The organism is Roseibium sp. R5 (genome assembly GCF_055755305.1).
On record NZ_CM146910.1, the window covers coordinates 3378829 to 3394860 of the forward strand.

General features: G+C 55.2%; 19 protein-coding genes. 10 read left to right on the forward strand and 9 right to left on the reverse strand.

Annotated features, from left to right (window positions below; translation table 11 throughout):
- Positions 1-20 precede the first annotated feature (20 nt).
- Entirely contained in the window at positions 21-743 is a 723-nt protein-coding gene (locus AC0J4F_RS15870) for a hypothetical protein (protein WP_473023991.1), read from the reverse strand.
- Positions 744-976: 233 nt separating this feature from the next.
- Here AC0J4F_RS15870 and AC0J4F_RS15875 point away from each other — a divergent pair, with 233 nt between their 5' ends.
- Positions 977-1342 carry a VOC family protein gene (locus AC0J4F_RS15875; RefSeq protein WP_473023992.1) on the forward strand — a complete coding sequence of 122 codons (366 nt, stop codon included), beginning with the start codon at positions 977-979 and terminating at the stop codon, positions 1340-1342.
- 50 nt (positions 1343-1392) lie between these two features.
- Here the strand turns inward: AC0J4F_RS15875 and AC0J4F_RS15880 are convergent, their stop codons facing one another.
- The 3 genes from AC0J4F_RS15880 to AC0J4F_RS15890 all read right to left on the reverse strand — a co-directional run bounded on the left by AC0J4F_RS15880 (position 1393) and on the right by AC0J4F_RS15890 (position 3713).
- Entirely contained in the window at positions 1393-2148 is a 756-nt protein-coding gene (locus AC0J4F_RS15880; protein ID WP_473023993.1) for a substrate-binding periplasmic protein, read from the reverse strand.
- Between the two features lie 75 nt (positions 2149-2223).
- Positions 2224-3009, reverse strand: a complete 786-nt coding sequence (locus AC0J4F_RS15885) for a substrate-binding periplasmic protein (protein ID WP_473023994.1) — start codon at positions 3007-3009, stop codon at positions 2224-2226.
- A gap of 227 nt (positions 3010-3236) precedes the next feature.
- Positions 3237-3713 carry a hypothetical protein gene (locus AC0J4F_RS15890; RefSeq protein ID WP_473023995.1) on the reverse strand — a complete coding sequence of 159 codons (477 nt, stop codon included), beginning with the start codon at positions 3711-3713 and terminating at the stop codon, positions 3237-3239.
- Positions 3714-3925: 212 nt separating this feature from the next.
- Here AC0J4F_RS15890 and AC0J4F_RS15895 point away from each other — a divergent pair, with 212 nt between their 5' ends.
- The gene (locus tag AC0J4F_RS15895) at positions 3926-5269 is read left to right on the forward strand and encodes a ferredoxin reductase family protein (protein ID WP_473023996.1); all 1344 of its coding nucleotides are present in this window, start codon (positions 3926-3928) and stop codon (positions 5267-5269) included.
- Between the two features lie 100 nt (positions 5270-5369).
- Complete coding sequence (locus tag AC0J4F_RS15900; RefSeq protein ID WP_133947078.1) at positions 5370-5795, forward strand: PaaI family thioesterase; 426 nt, start codon at positions 5370-5372, stop codon at positions 5793-5795.
- A 24-nt stretch (positions 5796-5819) separates the two neighbouring features.
- On the opposite strand, the gene AC0J4F_RS15905 is transcribed toward AC0J4F_RS15900, so the two are convergent.
- Positions 5820-7088, reverse strand: a complete 1269-nt coding sequence (locus tag AC0J4F_RS15905; RefSeq protein ID WP_473023997.1) for a GGDEF domain-containing protein — start codon at positions 7086-7088, stop codon at positions 5820-5822.
- A 306-nt stretch (positions 7089-7394) separates the two neighbouring features.
- On the opposite strand from AC0J4F_RS15905, the gene rplM reads away from it, so the two are divergent.
- Positions 7395-7862: a 50S ribosomal protein L13 gene (gene rplM, locus AC0J4F_RS15910; protein WP_133947080.1), complete on the forward strand. Its 468-nt coding sequence runs from the start codon at positions 7395-7397 to the stop codon at positions 7860-7862.
- 2 nt (positions 7863-7864) lie between these two features.
- A complete protein-coding gene (rpsI, locus tag AC0J4F_RS15915) occupies positions 7865-8341 on the forward strand; it encodes a 30S ribosomal protein S9 (protein ID WP_473023998.1) in 477 nt (158 codons plus the stop codon).
- 85 nt (positions 8342-8426) lie between these two features.
- On the opposite strand, the gene AC0J4F_RS15920 is transcribed toward rpsI, so the two are convergent.
- Positions 8427-9233, reverse strand: coding sequence for a LuxR C-terminal-related transcriptional regulator (locus AC0J4F_RS15920; protein WP_473023999.1), 807 nt, complete (start codon positions 9231-9233; stop codon positions 8427-8429).
- Between the two features lie 221 nt (positions 9234-9454).
- Here AC0J4F_RS15920 and AC0J4F_RS15925 point away from each other — a divergent pair, with 221 nt between their 5' ends.
- Positions 9455-10630, forward strand: coding sequence for an MFS transporter (locus AC0J4F_RS15925; protein ID WP_473024000.1), 1176 nt, complete (start codon positions 9455-9457; stop codon positions 10628-10630).
- On the forward strand, positions 10630-11172 hold the full coding sequence (locus tag AC0J4F_RS15930; protein ID WP_473024001.1) for an amino acid synthesis family protein: 543 nt from the start codon (positions 10630-10632) through the stop codon (positions 11170-11172). Before AC0J4F_RS15925 ends, AC0J4F_RS15930 begins: the two co-directional genes overlap by 1 nt.
- Positions 11173-11260: 88 nt before the next feature.
- Here AC0J4F_RS15930 and AC0J4F_RS15935 read toward each other — a convergent pair whose 3' ends face one another.
- Positions 11261-12160: a LysR family transcriptional regulator gene (locus tag AC0J4F_RS15935; RefSeq protein ID WP_473024002.1), complete on the reverse strand. Its 900-nt coding sequence runs from the start codon at positions 12158-12160 to the stop codon at positions 11261-11263.
- A gap of 87 nt (positions 12161-12247) precedes the next feature.
- Between AC0J4F_RS15935 and AC0J4F_RS15940 the strand changes: the two genes are divergently transcribed.
- Positions 12248-12892 carry an NADPH-dependent F420 reductase gene (locus AC0J4F_RS15940; protein ID WP_473024003.1) on the forward strand — a complete coding sequence of 215 codons (645 nt, stop codon included), beginning with the start codon at positions 12248-12250 and terminating at the stop codon, positions 12890-12892.
- Between the two features lie 22 nt (positions 12893-12914).
- Positions 12915-13649: an SDR family oxidoreductase gene (locus tag AC0J4F_RS15945; RefSeq protein ID WP_473024004.1), complete on the forward strand. Its 735-nt coding sequence runs from the start codon at positions 12915-12917 to the stop codon at positions 13647-13649.
- A gap of 70 nt (positions 13650-13719) precedes the next feature.
- Here the strand turns inward: AC0J4F_RS15945 and AC0J4F_RS15950 are convergent, their stop codons facing one another.
- Positions 13720-14589, reverse strand: coding sequence for an alpha/beta hydrolase family protein (locus AC0J4F_RS15950; RefSeq protein WP_473024005.1), 870 nt, complete (start codon positions 14587-14589; stop codon positions 13720-13722).
- A 12-nt stretch (positions 14590-14601) separates the two neighbouring features.
- Positions 14602-15093 carry a MarR family transcriptional regulator gene (locus AC0J4F_RS15955; protein WP_133947088.1) on the reverse strand — a complete coding sequence of 164 codons (492 nt, stop codon included), beginning with the start codon at positions 15091-15093 and terminating at the stop codon, positions 14602-14604.
- A 459-nt stretch (positions 15094-15552) separates the two neighbouring features.
- On the opposite strand from AC0J4F_RS15955, the gene AC0J4F_RS15960 reads away from it, so the two are divergent.
- Positions 15553-16029: a putative ATP-dependent zinc protease gene (locus AC0J4F_RS15960; RefSeq protein WP_209002188.1), complete on the forward strand. Its 477-nt coding sequence runs from the start codon at positions 15553-15555 to the stop codon at positions 16027-16029.
- Positions 16030-16032 lie beyond the last annotated feature (3 nt).

Consider the following 16032-nt stretch of genomic DNA (forward strand, 5'->3'; position numbering starts at 1 on the left):
CATCTGCGGACCAAAATCACTTAGGCGTTGAAAGTGAACCGCACGCTTTCGACCAACCATGCGATCACCGGGACCCGGAGACGGATCTGCAGGTTTCGCAGATCGCGGTCGACACGGGCAAGGTGCTTTGGCGGTATGGCTTGATACCGCCCATCAGCGCGGCCAAGGCCTGGTACGCGGGTCGACAGCCTGTTCACCGCTGTCCCCTCGGCCCAGCGGTCATTTATTGCGTTCATAGGAAGAAAACCGGCTTCATCGGTCCATGCTTCAATGAAGGTGATTTGCCCGTAATCGTTGAAGGTGAACTCCTGATAAATATCGACATAGGAATCGATCCACTCATAGTGGAAAGTGACCCGGCACCGGCTGAAAGGTTGGACCTTGAAACTGCGGCAGTCCCGGTTTAGGACGCGCGTCGGATAGAGCACAAGCAACCGGTCCATCGTCATCCAGTGGTCCTTGTGACCGGTCAGGTACAGCCAGGGAGGCCACTCCCACCGGATCACATGGGTGGAATAGTTGGGCTTTGAGGCGCGGGACGCATAGCTGTCCAGTGTGTCGAAGTATTTGTTGCCTTGTTCGGCATAGTATGCGGCCGAAAACTTCGGGATGAGATTTCTGGAAAACGCGGCATCCGGCGGGCCCAGTGTGGCCAACGCAGACGATACCAGCATGAAGATGTACGTGAAGAGTGCGTCGCAGCGCACTTGGTCCGCGCGCGGGCCACTGCTGCTTTTGTGCATCTCCTGTTCCTCACGAAATTCCAATTTGAAAGGATGCATTGACACCCGAGTTTCACGGAAAGATTGTAAGGATATGTATGCTAAGCGTGTGGGGTCAAATTATGCGCGTTTGACGCGATAGATCGGTTTTAAGTGCACGAAGTCGTGTCTGCGGTGATTATCGGTATAAATGACAGCCGTATAATGAGGCGCTAGGTTATAATTACTGGTTGTATTCCGAATGGAGGACTTCAGTGGCGCATTTCCGGTATCTTGTTGAGAATGTCGATGAGGCCGTCTCCTTCTATCGGGATCATCTCGGATTTGACCTGAAACAGCAATTTGGGCCGGCGATGGCGATTCTCCAGCGCGATGATCTTGAGCTTTGGCTGGTGGGGCCAATGGCGTCTGCGTCAAAGCCGATGACAGATGGAACTGTCCCGAAACCTGGAGGGTGGAACCGCTGCGTCCTTATTGTGGCGGATCTGGAAAGGCTTGTGACCGAGCTCAGGCAGAAAGAATTCCTGTTCCTCAACGACATCGTCACCGGGCCCGGCGGAAAACAGATTCTGTGCCGGGATCCATCCGGAAACGTTATCGAGCTCTTTGAACCGGCATAAAGAGAGGGCCCCACCAAACGGGCGGGGCCGCGCAAGGTTGGAGCATTCGGTTATTGGGCGAAATAAGCGTCGATGATGCTTTGATACTCGCCGCTGTCGATCATGCCTTGCAGGACGGTGTCGAGATCATCCCGCATACCGGCCAGGTTGTTGGCTTTTGAAAAAGCAATGTAGGACGGAACAGAAGACAGTTCAGGCTCGAGCTCTTCGACTTTCTCCAAACCACCAAGGTTCTTCAAATGATGCATGGCGCCGTATTTGTTCATGATGACAGCATCGATCCGCCCACCCATGAGTTTTTTGATGTTGTTGGAGCTTTCCGGGGCGTAGTCGAGAGACGTTAAAACACCTGATTTGATAGCGTCATCAACCGTGCCGCCGTAGCTCAACCCGTCGACGAGGCCGATCGAGACATCACTTAAGCTGTCCATGCTGCCATCAAATGCAACGCTCTTGTCCTTGTTGACCCAAACGGAGACGACTTGCGGCATCAGAACGGTTTTGGAATAGTCGAGGAAGGTTTCCCGTTCGGCGGTCTTGTAGGCGGTGAATATGGCATCGGCATCGCCGGTCTCGACCATCTTCAAAGACCGTTTCCAAGGCAAGACCTCAATGCTGATGTCCGCGTTCATTTTGGCAAATGCCTCGCGCAGGATGCGCACGACGATGCCGTCGGCATCCGATCCGGCCTCATACTGATAGGGCGGGTATTCAAGGGTCACAAGTCTGACGGTTTCTGCTTTGACCGCTGTTGCGCCGAATGCCAGTCCCATTGCAATCAGAGTAATGTGTGCGAGTCGCTTCATGCGTGCCTCCATCCGTGGCTATGACGCCCAGACTGCGGGCATCGGGTGTCGCGATCCGCCATAGTGGCGGATCCTTTAGAACTCCGTTTTTGCCGATTTCTCCGCGAAGTAGTCGTCGATGATCCGCGCATAGTCGCCAGAGGCGATCATGGTCTCCAAAACCTGGTCGAATTGGTCTCTAAGAGCGGTATGATTTCTAAGTTTCGAGAAGGCCACATAGGAGGGTACCGAAGAGATTTCGGGCGTCAGTTCTTTGACCCGTTCAAAGCCGTCTTGAAGGTGCAAATGGTGCAGGGCACCGTAGCGGTTCATGATGACCACGGATGTGCGACCGGCCAGAAGTTTCTTGATGTTCTGCGCGCTGTCCGGCGCATACTCCAGGTGTTTCAAAGCGCCACTCTTGAGCGCCCGGTCGGCCTTTTCGCCGTAGCTGACACCAAGAACCAGACCAATGGAAACATCTGCTAGGCTTTTCATGGTTCCATCGTAGTCAACTTCAGTTTCTCGAAGCGCCCATAGGGAGACCTTTTGCGGGATCAGCACCTTTTTGGAATAGTCGAGATACTTTAGCCGCTCAGGGGTCTCATATACGGTGAAAATGCCGTCGACCTGGCCTTTTTTGGCCATGAGTTGAGCGCGTTTCCACGGAAGGACCGTGATTACTATGTCCCGTCCCAGCTTCTCAAAAGCGTGGTGCAGCAAGCGGACGACGATGCCGTCTACCTTGTCGCCATCCTGATATTCGTAAGGCGGATATTGAAGCGTAACGAGTTGCAAAGGCGCCGCGGCGGCGGACAGGATTAGGGCCAGCAAGAACGCTGCAGAAAGAACAAACTTCCGGAACAAATATCCTGTCACCATGCTATCGATCCGCAGTTCTCGTCATGAGTTGGACAAGCAGTTTCGATAGAATTTGAATTAAATTTGGTTTACGACGCGGTTTGCCGCGCTTTTGAATTACATCACTATTTACGAAAGCTTGAGCTGGTCGCTTAATATTCCGAATAATACATCTATTTCAAAATGATAAGCGGAAATGACTGGATGAAGGTATTCGCGTTGTCTCCCACGCCCTTTGAAGTCAAAGCTCAGCACTTTTGAGGTGCGGCCTTTTCAAAAGGGACGTCCGTTTCCTTGAGCGATGCTTCGACGATCCCCATTGGCTGAAAGGGTGGTTCTGTCTGCATTCCAAGATTTGCCATGTGGATCGTGTAACAGCCTAAGAAAATGACAGTCGAACCGTCGGTCTTGGTGGTTTTGAGTGCGACTGGGAGACCCCAATAGATCTGACCGGCACCCGGATCAGGTTCAGTCAGGCCGAACGTCACTTCAACACTTTTGGTATCCGCATAACCTTCCGACCAAGACTTGAAATCCTTGGGCGCCATGTCCTTTTGAAAATAGCTGTAAGCTTGAACATAAAGCTGGTTGCTGATCGCATAATAATAGCTTTCGACCAGTTTTTGAGGTGTCGACCGGTCATCCAGATATGTCCAGTCTTGGCCATGCGCGGAACTTGCAAGCATACCGCCGGCTAAAGCTGCGATAAGGCCGTATCGTGTCATGTGCATGCCTCCAGATGAGTTTTGACCAAGCGTTGGGTCACCAAGTGCCTGCCAGGTGTCGATAAACGTTCTATATAAATACCAGAAAATCAGTCCGATAGTCTTTTGTTGGCCCACCCCCGGTCTTGCCACCGTCATGGAGCCCTTCTAAGGCAGAGTGCATCTGCCCTCGCGTTTTGCTGAGCCAAAAGCCAAGAAGACGGAATTACCCAATGCGCCCCCTCGGCCTTGTCCTCATCGCACTTGTGGTCCTGCTACCGGTTTATTGGTTTGTACCGATCGCCTCCGAGCGGGACCCGGTTGCCGTGTTCAGCCAATATCTCGGCTCCGCCGCTCTCATCCTGATGGGCGTCAATCAATTTGTCGCCACGAGGGCCCCGGGTTTGGAGGCAGTTTTTGGTCCTCTTGACCGGATTTACGTGCTGCACAAGTGGCTGGGTGTCATAGCGCTTGTCGCCATGGGGCTACATGACATCATTGACGCGGAGATGAACGGGGTGCGCGGCGGGCCGCTCGCCGGAATTGCCGAAGATATCGGTGAGATCAGCCTTTATGGCTTGATGATCCTGATTTTGGCCTCTGTCATCACCTTCATTCCCTATCACCTTTGGAAATGGAGCCACCGCATCATCGGGGTGTTCTTCTTTCTCGGAGCATTTCATTTCTTCTTCATTGCAAAGCCCTTTTCCAACCTCGACCCGCTTGGACTCTATATTTCGGCATTCTGCATTTTAGGAATACTTTCCTATATATGGATGTCTATCGTTCGCCCGATGGCACCGCGCGGTCACAGATATGAAGTGGATCTTGTCCGTCGGGTCGGCGGGTTGACGGAGCTGGTCTTGGTGCCCAAGGGGCGCGGGATGCGGCATAAGCCGGGGCAATTTGCGTTTCTGTCGATCGATGGTGGCGGACTGGGGGAGGAGCACCCCTTTACGCTCAGCGGGGCGCCGACAGACGACAGGGTTCTGCGGTTCTCCATCAAGGATCTTGGCGATTACACCGACCGGCTGCAAAGAATGGTTCAGCCGGGCATGGACGCGATCGTGTCGGGTCCATTTGGGCATTTTTCGATCCCCCGTGGTCGGGATCCTCAGGTGTGGATTGGGGCAGGGGTTGGTATCACCCCGTTTCTGGCCTTTGCGGAAAGTCTCAAGGGCCGCGAGACCGGTCCGGTAAAGCTCTATTATTGTGTCCGGGAGCGGGACGACATTCCTTATGCGGTCGAACTGGAGCGGCTGGCTGAAGAGGTTGATACGCTGGAGCTGATCATCGTCAACTCCGCAGAGGGTATCCGGCTGACTGCGGACCGCATCGTGTCCGACCTTGGCGGCGATGTTGCGAATGCGCACGTCTTCTTTTGCGGGCCTGTGCCTATGCGAAAGGCGCTCAAATCCGGTCTGGTTCTCAAGGGGCTCAAGGCGTCCAGGTTCCACTTTGAGGAATTTGAGATGCGCACCGGAATTGGCCTCCAGGCGCTTGCCGTGTGGCTTTGGGATCGCGGCGTATATGAAGTGGAAAAACGGGTTTCCAACAAATCCGTACCTGCTGAATAAGACGATCTACCCCGCGAACACACTTGCATCAGAACTACTTTGACGTTTACGTAAGTCAAAGAGATAGAATGATTGCAAGTTGAATGGATTGGGGGAGCCGATGCAGCCGATCATGAACGCTGATGAAATCATGGGGATGCTGGATGAGGTTTTTCCTCAAATCCATGCCGATGGCCGCGTCTATGCAATCGAGAGTGTGGGGCCCGGCGAAGCCGTGCTACGCCTGTCAGCCAACGAGCGGCATTTGCGCCCCGGTGGCACCGTCTCCGGCCCGACGATGATGGCGATGGCTGACTTTGCGGCCTATGTCGTCATTCTGGCGCATATCGGACCCCAGGCGTTGGCGGTCACCACCAATCTCAACATCAACTTCCTGAGAAAGCCGGAGCCGGGCGATCTGCTGGCAACCTGCCGTCTTTTGAAGCTCGGCAAACGGTTGGCCGTGGTCGACTGTGCGATTGCCGGGGAGGGGCAGGACGACATGGTTGCCCATGCAACGGCCACCTATTCGATCCCGCCACGGTAATCGGCAAAAATACTCCAGAAAGTCTCAGGCGCTTTTTTGAGCAGCTTCATCCTTGAAAAGCCCTTCCAGATCTTCTGAGTATTCAACGACCTGATTGCGCCCGCCGCGTTTGGCGGCATAGACCGCCAAGTCCGCGCGGTGCAGGGCCAGATCTTCCGTGTCTCCATCGCGCGAGAGATAAGCACCAACGCTCAAGCTGGGTGTGTAGCTGTTGCCTTCGTGGGTGCAGGGCGTTTTTGCGCCCTCCATGACGCGCTGCCAGAGCCCCCGGAAATCCTCTTTCGTGATGTTCCGGCACAGGATCACGAACTCATCCCCGCCATAGCGGCCAACGACATCGTCTTTGAGGCGGATACTGGATTTCAGCACATCGGCGATATGCTTCAAAAGGATATCGCCACAGGCGTGGCCGTACTTGTCGTTGACCTGTTTGAAATAGTCGACGTCAACAAAGAGGATGCCGGTTCCAGCCGCCCTGTCGGGATCGATGAACAGTGCCTTCAAATGCTGCGTCGTCGAGTTGCGGTTGAAAACCCCGGTCAGCTGATCATACCGAGTCAACTCAAGCATGCGCTTGTCGTTTTGCATAAGTTGTTGGGTCCGGCGCACGAATGCGCCGATGGGGAACAGAAGAACGAGCACGGTTCCGGCGACGAGGTATATGCTGACTTCCTGAAAGGTTTCTTCCAGAGCTTCTTCAAAGGCGCTGGCATCAACATAAAGCTCGATCGTGCCAACCTTTTCGCCAGAAGAGGATATCGCGGGCACATACGCCTCGATATAGGTCTCAGGAACCCGGGGATCGCCATCCGTCCGCTCGTCATTGTCATCGTGATGAACCTCGATGACAGGTTGTCCCGTTTCGAAGGCGCGAACAGCGTTCTCGTTGGGTGCGTCGCCGTAGTTGCTGTCCCGGTCCAGGCTCCCGTTTGACAGGAAGGTCTGCCTGCCTTCTTCGTCAAAGAGCTGAAAGCGGATGATGTTCACCAGTGCAAAGGAGTCTTCCAGGCGGTTGATATCGTCCATATCGCCTTTGCCTGTCTGGATCAGTTCAATTGCAGACGGCGTGGTTTCCAGGAAATTGTGGGACCAATTGAGCGCCCGTTCCTCAGCGTTGCGCTTGATGGCTTCCTGGACCTGCCAGTCTATAAGGGTGTCCAGTGCAATCCACACGATGCCGATCAGGGCCAGCGTTCCCGTGGCTGCGGCAAGAAGCGTATAGCGGTGTTGTTCGTACAAACGCGTAACGTTCATCAGGGTTTCCCAGTCATATCCAGCGGAGATCGTAGCCATCGACCGCTTAAGGGCGCGTAAAATACCGGAAAATTGAATGCTGCTAATTCCAGCGCTTTAGTCTCACCAACGCTGTAGGATGACGATAAGCCATCAAAAGACGTAAAAAAAGATGCGGTAATATAATACCGTTTTTTCAAATATCTGATTTTATTATGTTATTTTAAGCGTTGCGCGAAGAAAGGTTCTTGACGCCCAATTTGGACAGGCGTATAAGCTCGATCCGAACGAATTGAAGGTCCGTTCGCTGTGCTTTTTGAAAGCCGCGCGGGCCTTTTCTTTAACCTGAACTCATGGATCGAACTCATGAAGACCTTCTCTGCCAAGCCGGCCGAGGTCGAGAAAAAGTGGATCTTGATCGACGCAGAAGGCATGGTAGTCGGCCGTTTGGCTGCCTACATCGCCAACCATCTGCGCGGCAAGCACCTGCCGACCTACACGCCGCACGTCGACACCGGTGACAATGTCATCGTCATCAACGCCGACAAAGTGGTTCTGACTGGCCGCAAGTACGACAACAAGAAGTACTACTGGCACACCGGCCACCCGGGCGGCATCAAAGAGCGTACAGCACGCGGCATTCTCGAAGGCCGTTTTCCGGAGCGGGTTCTGGAAAAAGCTGTTCAGCGCATGATGCCGGGCGGTCCGCTGTCCAACAAGCAGCTGTCCAACCTGAAGGTCTACGCTGGTCCGAACCATCCGCATGAAGCTCAGTCGCCGGAACTGGTCGACGTGAAGAGCCTCAACGCAAAAAATGACGGCAAGAGGGCTTAACAATGGCTGAGCTGCAATCCCTGGAAGAACTGGGCGGCGCGGTCGACACCGCAGTCCCTGAAGCTCCGGTCCATGTCCAGAAGCTGGACGCACAGGGCCGTGCATACGCAACCGGCAAGCGTAAAGACGCGATTGCCCGCGTTTGGGTCAAGCCGGGCACCGGCAAGATCATCGTCAACAAGAAGGACTTCACCGAGTATTTCGCTCGTCCGGTTCTTCAGATGATCCTGAAACAGCCGCTGATGATCACCGAGCGTGATGGTCAGTTCGACATCGTTGCCACCGTTACCGGTGGTGGTCTGTCCGGTCAGGCGGGTGCTGTGCGCCATGGCCTGTCCAAGGCTCTGACACACTACGAGCCGGAACTGCGTCCGGTCTTGAAGAAGAACGGCTTCATCACACGCGACAGCCGCGTTGTTGAACGTAAGAAATTTGGCCGCGCGAAAGCCCGCCGGTCCTTCCAGTTCTCCAAGCGTTAATCGCTGGACCTACTGGTTCGAAGACTTCAAAACCCGCCGGATCGCTCCGGCGGGTTTTTTGTAGGTATCAAGCCCAGGTCTCAGATCAATTGCCTGAGCGCAAGCCGCTGAACATTCTGGCATTTTCCAGAGCAATCACGCTTTGATCGGCAAAAGTATGTGCAAGTTCTGTAGCCTCGCGGCTGAACGGGCGCACCTGTTGCCGGTAAATTGTGAAGGCTCCGACCAACTGGTCGCCGGACAGCATCGGGATAGCGACAAAGGATCGGGCGCCGCCCAGCTTGGCTGTTGCATGCCGGAGTGGATCATCGGTGTGGTATACTTTCTCGGCCCGGACGTCGAAGATGTTTATGACTTCGTGGGTGTTTTCCATCCGCCCCAATCCAGTTTGTGCGCCGGGAGCAAATGCGCCTTGTTCGTCAAACCAATCGCGAAACGCCGACGGTATGCCACGATAGAAACTGGCGGAAAATCGATTGTTGCCGTGGTGTTCGAAGAGAACCCCGAATTCGGCTTCGCACAACTCCAGAGCAAAGCCGAGGATCGCGGCCATTACGGCGTCGATATCCCCGTGTGATCGGCTGATGATTTTTAAAACCTCAGCCATCGTGCGCTCTCGGCGCAAAGCTTCTTCCAGGCTGAGGGCCAATTCCGATATGACGGCCGCATGGTCCGTCTGGTCTTCGTTGCTGGGTTGATCCCCATTCAGCCGGGCGAGCAGTGCAAGTTTTGAGGAAACTTCAAGCTTGCGGTAGACGGTTGCAAGGTGCGTGCGGACTGTAGACGGTGCGAGACAAAGCCGGTCGGCGATCTTTTGATAAGTGTCACCGTCCGCATAGCTGCTCGCGATTTCAATCTCACGCGGGCTGAGAATATCGGACGCCGGCTTCATAGAGTTTTTCATATTTCTCGTGCCATTTCCCGATTAACACAGCCAGTGCTCCGGCATTTAACTCAGATTAATACTGCATCTCTTCGCATAAAATACTGCATTCGCATGATACTTGGAAATTGCGCCACTTGATAACCTTTCGTCATGGTGTGGCAAGGAGAAGCGTCATGACGGTCAAACAAGTGCAGCAGTTCATTGTTACGTCCGATTGGAGGTGAGCGATGCGCTGGCGGATGCTTTCACTCCTCTTCTTTGCCCGGGTCGGGCTCGGTCTCCAATTTCAGACCATGGCGTCGAGTGGCGACGCTTTCGCAATGAGTTTCGGATTGGCCTATGCCGAAATTGGCTTGCTGATCGGTCTGTTTATGGCGCCTGGCCTGTTTCTTGCCCTTCCGGCAGGTTTCTCTGGCCGTTACGCTTCGGATAGACTTCTGGCGGGTGGCGGTCTTGCCGCACTCGCGGTTGGCGGCGTCATGTGCGGGTTGGCGAATGATCCCACTCTGGTTGCCCTTGGCCGGCTTATGGCAGGGGCAGGATTCCTGTTTGCAAATTTGTACTTTACCAAGATGGTTGCCGATTGGTTCGATGGACGCGAAATCGCAACTGCGATGAGTATCCTCGTCATGAGTTGGCCATTTGGGATCGCGATGGGGCAAGCGGGTTATGCCTGGCTCATAGAGATTCATGGATGGCGGGTGCCATTTTTGTCCGCCGCCCTCTATTGCGCGCTCGCGGCTGTCGCTGTCCTGATGTTTTACCGCCCACCTGAAACACACAGCGGCCCTGCATCAAAAGGGGCATTCCAGTTGTCGCGAACGGAATGGGCTTTAATCATTTGTGCGGGCATCGCATGGGCCGTCTTTAACGCAGGCTATGTTGTCTATCTCAGCTTTGGGCCAAAGATGCTTGAGGTGCATGGCTTGTCGAGTATCGCAGCCGCGGGCGTAATCAGCGTTGGGAGCTGGTTGATGATCGTATCAGGGGCCATATGCGGTCAAATCGTGGATCGGTTCGGCCGCAGGGACGTTGTTCTAATCATCTGTATGACGGGCGCCGTCGCGGCACTTGTGCTATTGAGCGTTCCCTCTGCCGGACTTCTCGCGAGTTTGCTCTTCGGCCTGATCGGTATGGCGCCAGCCGGTATCATCATGGCACTTTCCGGCCAAGCTGTTGCCCCGGAACGCAGAGCATTCGGAATGGGGATCTTTTTCACCATCTACTACGCCATCATGACCGCGGCCCCGCCGGTTTCTGGCGCAATTTTCGATACTGTTGGGACCTCGGGTGCGGCGCTGATCTTTGGAATGTGTTTGTTTGCTGCAGTTGTGCCTGCTGCCCTCGCGTTCCGCTTGGTTCAGAGACAGGGTGCGGAACGACTGGTCAAAGGAGAAACGTAATGCACATCCGGAAAACCGTTTTAATCCGTGAGTTGACTGAAACAGATGAAACCGGCGTTGTGTCCACGCCACTGGTCCGATGTGCGGCGTTGGCCGTGATCCAAAACCCTTTTGCGGGTCTGGAGCAGGATGATCTTTCTGCGCTTTTTGAGAGCGGAGCAATGTTGGGCGAAAAGCTTGCAGCTGACGTTGTGAAAAACCTTGGCGGTCCGGCAGTGTCCTATGGCAAGGCAGCAATTGTCGGACTTGACGGCATCGCCGAACATGGAGCGGCATTGTTGCACCCAAAGTTTGGCAAACCGGTGCGGAACCAAATCGGTGGCGGTCAGGCCCTGATGCCATCAAATGTCAAAGTGGGCGCAATGGGTGTTGCAGTCGATCTGCCGCTTGGCCACAAGGACGAGGCATGGTCGTTCGATCACATCGACACAATAACCGTTGGCCTTGCCGACGCACCAAGAGCTGATGAAATCGTTGTATGCCTTGGTATGGCCGATGGACACCGTGTCAGAGCTCGGGTCGGCAGCGGGCCGACAAAATAGCCTTTGTATACGGTCTGGACGCTCCAGATTAGAGAGGTCTGCCGAGCGAGAACTTATCTCCGTCCATCACAGTCTTACCAAGGCTTGTTCAAAGACCTTGCGCCAAACGACGGATCTGTCCGCGGAACCATTTGTGGGCGGGGTCGTTTTGGCGGCGGGGGTGCCACATCAGATCGACATCAAAGACGGGGGACGGGAAGGGCGATCGACTGCAAGCCACATTGGCCTCGTGGAGTTTGGCGAGCCGGCTCGGCATCATGCAAAGCGCATCGGAACTGGACACAAGTGCTGGAGCAAGCAGAAAACTCGGCAACGAGATCGCAACGCGGCGCTTGTGACCGGTCTCTTTGAGAACACGGTCTGTGGCTCCAATGAAGCCACCGCCTTCCGGTGACACCAGGATATGCGGGAAAGCGCAAAATCCCTCAAGTGTCATTGGCTGTCCCACAAGAGGATGGGTCTTGGACATGATCACCTGAAAATCTTCTGTGAGCGCTGATTGTCTTTTTGCCTCCGGCAAAGACATGCCCGTTGCAAGCGCAAGGTCTGCCGTTTCGGCTTCCAGCGATGACCACAGTGTTTTCGGATCGAAGGCCAAAAATGCCGCCCGCGCACCCGGGGCTTCCGCCGCCAGCATCTTTTGAACGGGCGCGGCCAAAACGGCATGGACATAGTCGGTCCCGATCAGTCGAAACGTTGTTTCGCTCGATGCCGGGTCGAAAACCGTGTGATCGCGCACCAAGGCGTTCAGGCCCTGAAGATGGGCGCGCAGGTCATTTTGCAATGCGCGGGCGCGTGTGGTCGCAACCAGGCGCCGGCCAGACGGCACGAGAATTGGATCGTTGAAAAGATCGCGGAGCCGCTTGAGCTGCGCCGACATGGCAGGCTGCGTGATGCCGATCTGTTTCGCGGCCAGTGAGACATTCTCATGGTCCAGCAGGGCATGAAGGGCGAGGAGAAGCCCAAGCTCAGTCTGTTTTATATCCACTCAGATTATACCTAATATCCAAATTCACGATTTTATTTATGACAGTCTTCGCACCATGTTCAAGCCATCAAACAACAGGAGATGGTTATGAACATCGGATTTATTGGTGCCGGCGGAATGGCGAAAGCCCTAGCTGGAAAGTGGGCCGCCAAACACGAGGTGATGCTGTCCGGCCGGGATCTGAACAAGACTGAAGCCGCAGCTAGCTCCCTTGGTGTTCGTGCTGGAACCGCCCAGGAAGCGGCCCATTTTGGAGACGTGATTGTTTTGGCAACACGTTGGGAAGATGTGTTTTCGGCCATAGAAAACGCCGGTGGACCGGCCGCCTTCGAGGGCAAGACGGTCATTGATATCAATAACCCGGTCAGCATCGAGACCTTCCTGACGACCCGCGAGGATGGTCGGTCGCTGACCCAGGTGATCGCGGATGCATTGCCGGGTGCTAATGTCGCCAAGGCCTTCAACATGGCGCAGGTCGCCGTTTGGGAAGATCCGGACATGATCTATGACGGGCGCCAGCTGGTCACGCTCTATACGTCCGATGAGGAGATTGAAGAGACCGTTGCCGGGCTGATTGCCGATGTTGGCTCCGAACCGCTGCGGCTCGGCTGCAACGCGCATGCCTACCAGCTGGAAGCTGCGGCTGCCATTGTTATCAAATTCCTTTTTGCGGGCCGGGATCCGCACACGGTCTTCAATTTCATTCAGCCCGAAGTGAAAGCCATTCGGTAAACCCTCAAAAGGAAAGCTCAACATGTCCAGTTTTGAAGGAAAAAGAGTAGCGGTTGTCGGTGGCGGCTCGGGGATCGGTCGCTCTGTTGCCGAAAGCGCGCTGAAGCAGGGCGCTGACGTTATCATTTCCAGCCGGGATGCTGCGAAACTCGAAAGCGTTGCGGAGAGCCGAACGGGTATGACCGTGCTGCCGTTGGATATGACGGATGCGACATCCAGAGCGGCATGGGCGGATAGGCTCGGGCCGATTGATCATCTGGTGATTTCCGCGTCGAGTGCGGCCCACGGAGCGTTCTCCGATTTGGAAGAGGACCCACTCAGGTCCATGTTCGATGCAAAATTCTTCGGGCCCTACATGACGGCGAATGCTGCGCAGCCATATCTTCGCGACGGCGGTTCGATCACGTTCTTCAGCGGTGTTCTGTCCCGACGACCCGGAATGAACTGTTCAGGGCTGGGTGCGGTCAACGGAGCCGTGGAGAGCCTCACCTATGGACTGGCTTTAGAACTCGGTCCCCGATTGCGGGTCAATTGCGTGTCTCCGTGCATGATCCGCTCTGATGCCTATGCGGCTGTGCCGGAGGCTGCAAGAGAGGAAATGTATGCAGCGACGGGCGAGTCCCTCCCGCTGCGCCGGGTCGGGACAGTCGACGAAGCTGCGGGAGCTGCTCTGTTCTTGATGGCAAACACCTTCACGACCGGTCATGTTCTGGATGTCGACGGCGGCCACATGATCCGGCAATACGCCACGCGATAAAACCGGTCCCGACAACTAAGCACCAATGATTGCCGGGCGATTGCCGGTGACCTGCCTAAAGACTGGTGCTCTAATGTTCTGAGCCGTTTGCCAGCCATTCGAACACGTCGGCCCAAAGTGGTGCGCACTCTGGTTTGAAGGCACCTTCGTGACCAATCCGCTTGACGTTGAGGTCTTTCGGGGAGGTGAAGGTCAGGGACTTGGGCGCATTTGGGTATGCGTCCAAAAGGACTTCATGGGCCTTGGGTGTTGCAATCGGGTCGTCGGTAAACAGCCAGCTGCGGATCGGTGAGCGGACCTGATCATAGTGCTGCGGCGCCAGCGTGGTCTCAAAGTCCTTTTGAAAGTAGGTCGGCCTGTGGCTCCACCTGCGCCAGGTCTTGAAGACTTCCGGCGGCAGGGCTTCTCCGCGCCACCCGCCAATCGGCTTCAACTGACCATGGCGCAGCAAGGAATAACTGCCCAAACCCCACCAGAAATAGGCCTCCATCGGGCGGTAATGGGCCGCGTGGTGGCCGATATATCCCGTGCTGACGGCCAGAAAAGCATTGCGCGCGATCTTGTCGTGGTTCGGCATCAGGCCAAGAAAGTGCCCACCCACACTGTGCGCCAGATGCGTGATTTGCAGGCCCGGGGCTTGCGCTTCCAGAACATCAATTGCGGCCGGCATGTCAAGACGGCCCCAGTCTGGCAGATCGATCGCGGAGCGGGCGATCGCGGCTGTCCTGGACCCGCCGATCCCACGGTAATCATAGGTCAGGACGACAGCGCCCTGTTCGGCCATGTAAGCTGCCATATGCCTATAGAACCGCCGTGGAAATCCGGTTCCTGACGAGACCAGAATAGCGACCGTCGGCGAAGGGCCAACATAAAGGTCTCCGGTCAGCTGCCAGCTGTCTTCTGCCTGAAAGGTCAGGGATTGGGGTTGGACGGTGCTCATAGTTCAGCTCCTTCAGGACGGGGATTGGCCTTTGTCCGTGTCCGGCTCATCGGATTGACCGTCACCTGGTCCGTTGATGATGGCGTCTGCGTTGGTGGCAAGATGGTGGAGAAAGCGGCCGATGACGTCCTGCTCGTCTTCCGTGAACGGAGCAAGTAGGGCGGCGTTGTAGTGCCGCGTGTGGAGGCTTGCTTCTTGAGCGGCCGTCCGGCCGGTCTCTTCCAGGTAGACCCGTGTGACGCGTCCATCGATCGGGCAGGGGCTGCGCCTGACCAAGCGTTTCTCACACATCCGGTCGATCAGCCCGGTGAGACTGGACTTCCCCATGGAAAGACGGTTTGCAATTTCGGAAACCGCTTGCCCGTCCTTTTCATTGAGCAGAAAGAGGACAGCGATCTGTGTGATCGTAAGTCCCGTGTTTTGCCGGGCTCGGTGATCTGCCGCGCGGAAAACGGCCGAGTAAGCGACTTGCAGCAGATAGAAAACGCGAAGTTTCTTGGACATCTATTTGGTACGTATGTGGACTAATTTAGTTTGTATACGAACTATTATCTCGTCTGGCAAGGTTCTTTTTGACGTAAACGGAATGGTGATTTCGACGGCAATCGCACTTGGAATTTGGAGCAAGCGCTGCGGGCCGCGCGCTTCGAAAAGAGGGAATCTGTTCAGCTAAATATCGCAGTGACGAATTTGGATGTTCTGTGTTTCTGATCATGAAACTCAGCTTCGCCTATCCGCTGCAAATTATTGCGAATGAACAAAGAATTCGCTTGCTGTTGACCGCAAATAATGGACATGATGTTCGGCAGTAGGCGCCCTGGGGCAAGACTATCATTTTACTCAAACAGCAGTGAACCGCCGCATCAGACTTGCGGTGGCGAGCGGCTCTGTGTGCGTCCGGCACGGATTGATCGGCCCAGATGGGTTGTACGCCCGGCAGCGCTTTGCAACAGTAGGGTGGTCATGGATGAAATAACGGACAAACCAGAACCGGACACGCCGAAGCGCAAGGAACGCCCGCTCACAATCATTGGCTGGATGGAGCGAGTCAGCCTGCCTGATTTGGATCTTTTCGGCGTAAAAGCGAAGATTGATACGGGCGCGCGGACGTCTGCACTGCATGTCAGTGAAATCGAACAATTCGAACAAAATGGGGAACCCTGGGTCCGTTTTCTGACGTTGGACGCGGATGGACAAGGCGACCACTACGCCACCGCAAAAATTCATTCTGACCGGTGGATCAAGAACACAAGCGGTATCCCTGAAGAGCGGATCATCATCCGGACCCGGGCGCGGTTTGGAACGCGAACCTGGACCATTGATGTTTCTTTATCCGATCGCACGAACATGACGTTCCCGATGATTGTCGGGCGCTCTGCTTTGAAAAATCATGCCATCGCCGTCCATACCCGCCGCGCTTATTTGATCAGCGAGAAATGACGA

What these genes read in the sequence shown, in the direction of transcription:
- AC0J4F_RS15895 (WP_473023996.1), top strand. Translation starts at nt 3,926, where the DNA reads ATGCGCCCCCTCGGCCTTGTCCTCATCGCACTTGTGGTCCTGCTACCG.
- AC0J4F_RS15960 (WP_209002188.1), top strand. Translation starts at nt 15,553, where the DNA reads ATGGATGAAATAACGGACAAACCAGAACCGGACACGCCGAAGCGCAAG.
- AC0J4F_RS15925 (WP_473024000.1), top strand. Translation starts at nt 9,455, where the DNA reads ATGCGCTGGCGGATGCTTTCACTCCTCTTCTTTGCCCGGGTCGGGCTC.
- rpsI (WP_473023998.1), top strand. Translation starts at nt 7,865, where the DNA reads ATGGCTGAGCTGCAATCCCTGGAAGAACTGGGCGGCGCGGTCGACACC.
- AC0J4F_RS15950 (WP_473024005.1), bottom strand. Translation starts at nt 14,589, where the DNA reads ATGAGCACCGTCCAACCCCAATCCCTGACCTTTCAGGCAGAAGACAGC.
- AC0J4F_RS15880 (WP_473023993.1), bottom strand. Translation starts at nt 2,148, where the DNA reads ATGAAGCGACTCGCACACATTACTCTGATTGCAATGGGACTGGCATTC.
- AC0J4F_RS15945 (WP_473024004.1), top strand. Translation starts at nt 12,915, where the DNA reads ATGTCCAGTTTTGAAGGAAAAAGAGTAGCGGTTGTCGGTGGCGGCTCG.
- AC0J4F_RS15940 (WP_473024003.1), top strand. Translation starts at nt 12,248, where the DNA reads ATGAACATCGGATTTATTGGTGCCGGCGGAATGGCGAAAGCCCTAGCT.
- AC0J4F_RS15905 (WP_473023997.1), bottom strand. Translation starts at nt 7,088, where the DNA reads ATGGCTACGATCTCCGCTGGATATGACTGGGAAACCCTGATGAACGTT.
- AC0J4F_RS15900 (WP_133947078.1), top strand. Translation starts at nt 5,370, where the DNA reads ATGCAGCCGATCATGAACGCTGATGAAATCATGGGGATGCTGGATGAG.
- AC0J4F_RS15930 (WP_473024001.1), top strand. Translation starts at nt 10,630, where the DNA reads ATGCACATCCGGAAAACCGTTTTAATCCGTGAGTTGACTGAAACAGAT.
- AC0J4F_RS15890 (WP_473023995.1), bottom strand. Translation starts at nt 3,713, where the DNA reads ATGACACGATACGGCCTTATCGCAGCTTTAGCCGGCGGTATGCTTGCA.
- AC0J4F_RS15870 (WP_473023991.1), bottom strand. Translation starts at nt 743, where the DNA reads ATGCACAAAAGCAGCAGTGGCCCGCGCGCGGACCAAGTGCGCTGCGAC.
- rplM (WP_133947080.1), top strand. Translation starts at nt 7,395, where the DNA reads ATGAAGACCTTCTCTGCCAAGCCGGCCGAGGTCGAGAAAAAGTGGATC.
- AC0J4F_RS15955 (WP_133947088.1), bottom strand. Translation starts at nt 15,093, where the DNA reads ATGTCCAAGAAACTTCGCGTTTTCTATCTGCTGCAAGTCGCTTACTCG.
- AC0J4F_RS15885 (WP_473023994.1), bottom strand. Translation starts at nt 3,009, where the DNA reads ATGGTGACAGGATATTTGTTCCGGAAGTTTGTTCTTTCTGCAGCGTTC.
- AC0J4F_RS15920 (WP_473023999.1), bottom strand. Translation starts at nt 9,233, where the DNA reads ATGAAGCCGGCGTCCGATATTCTCAGCCCGCGTGAGATTGAAATCGCG.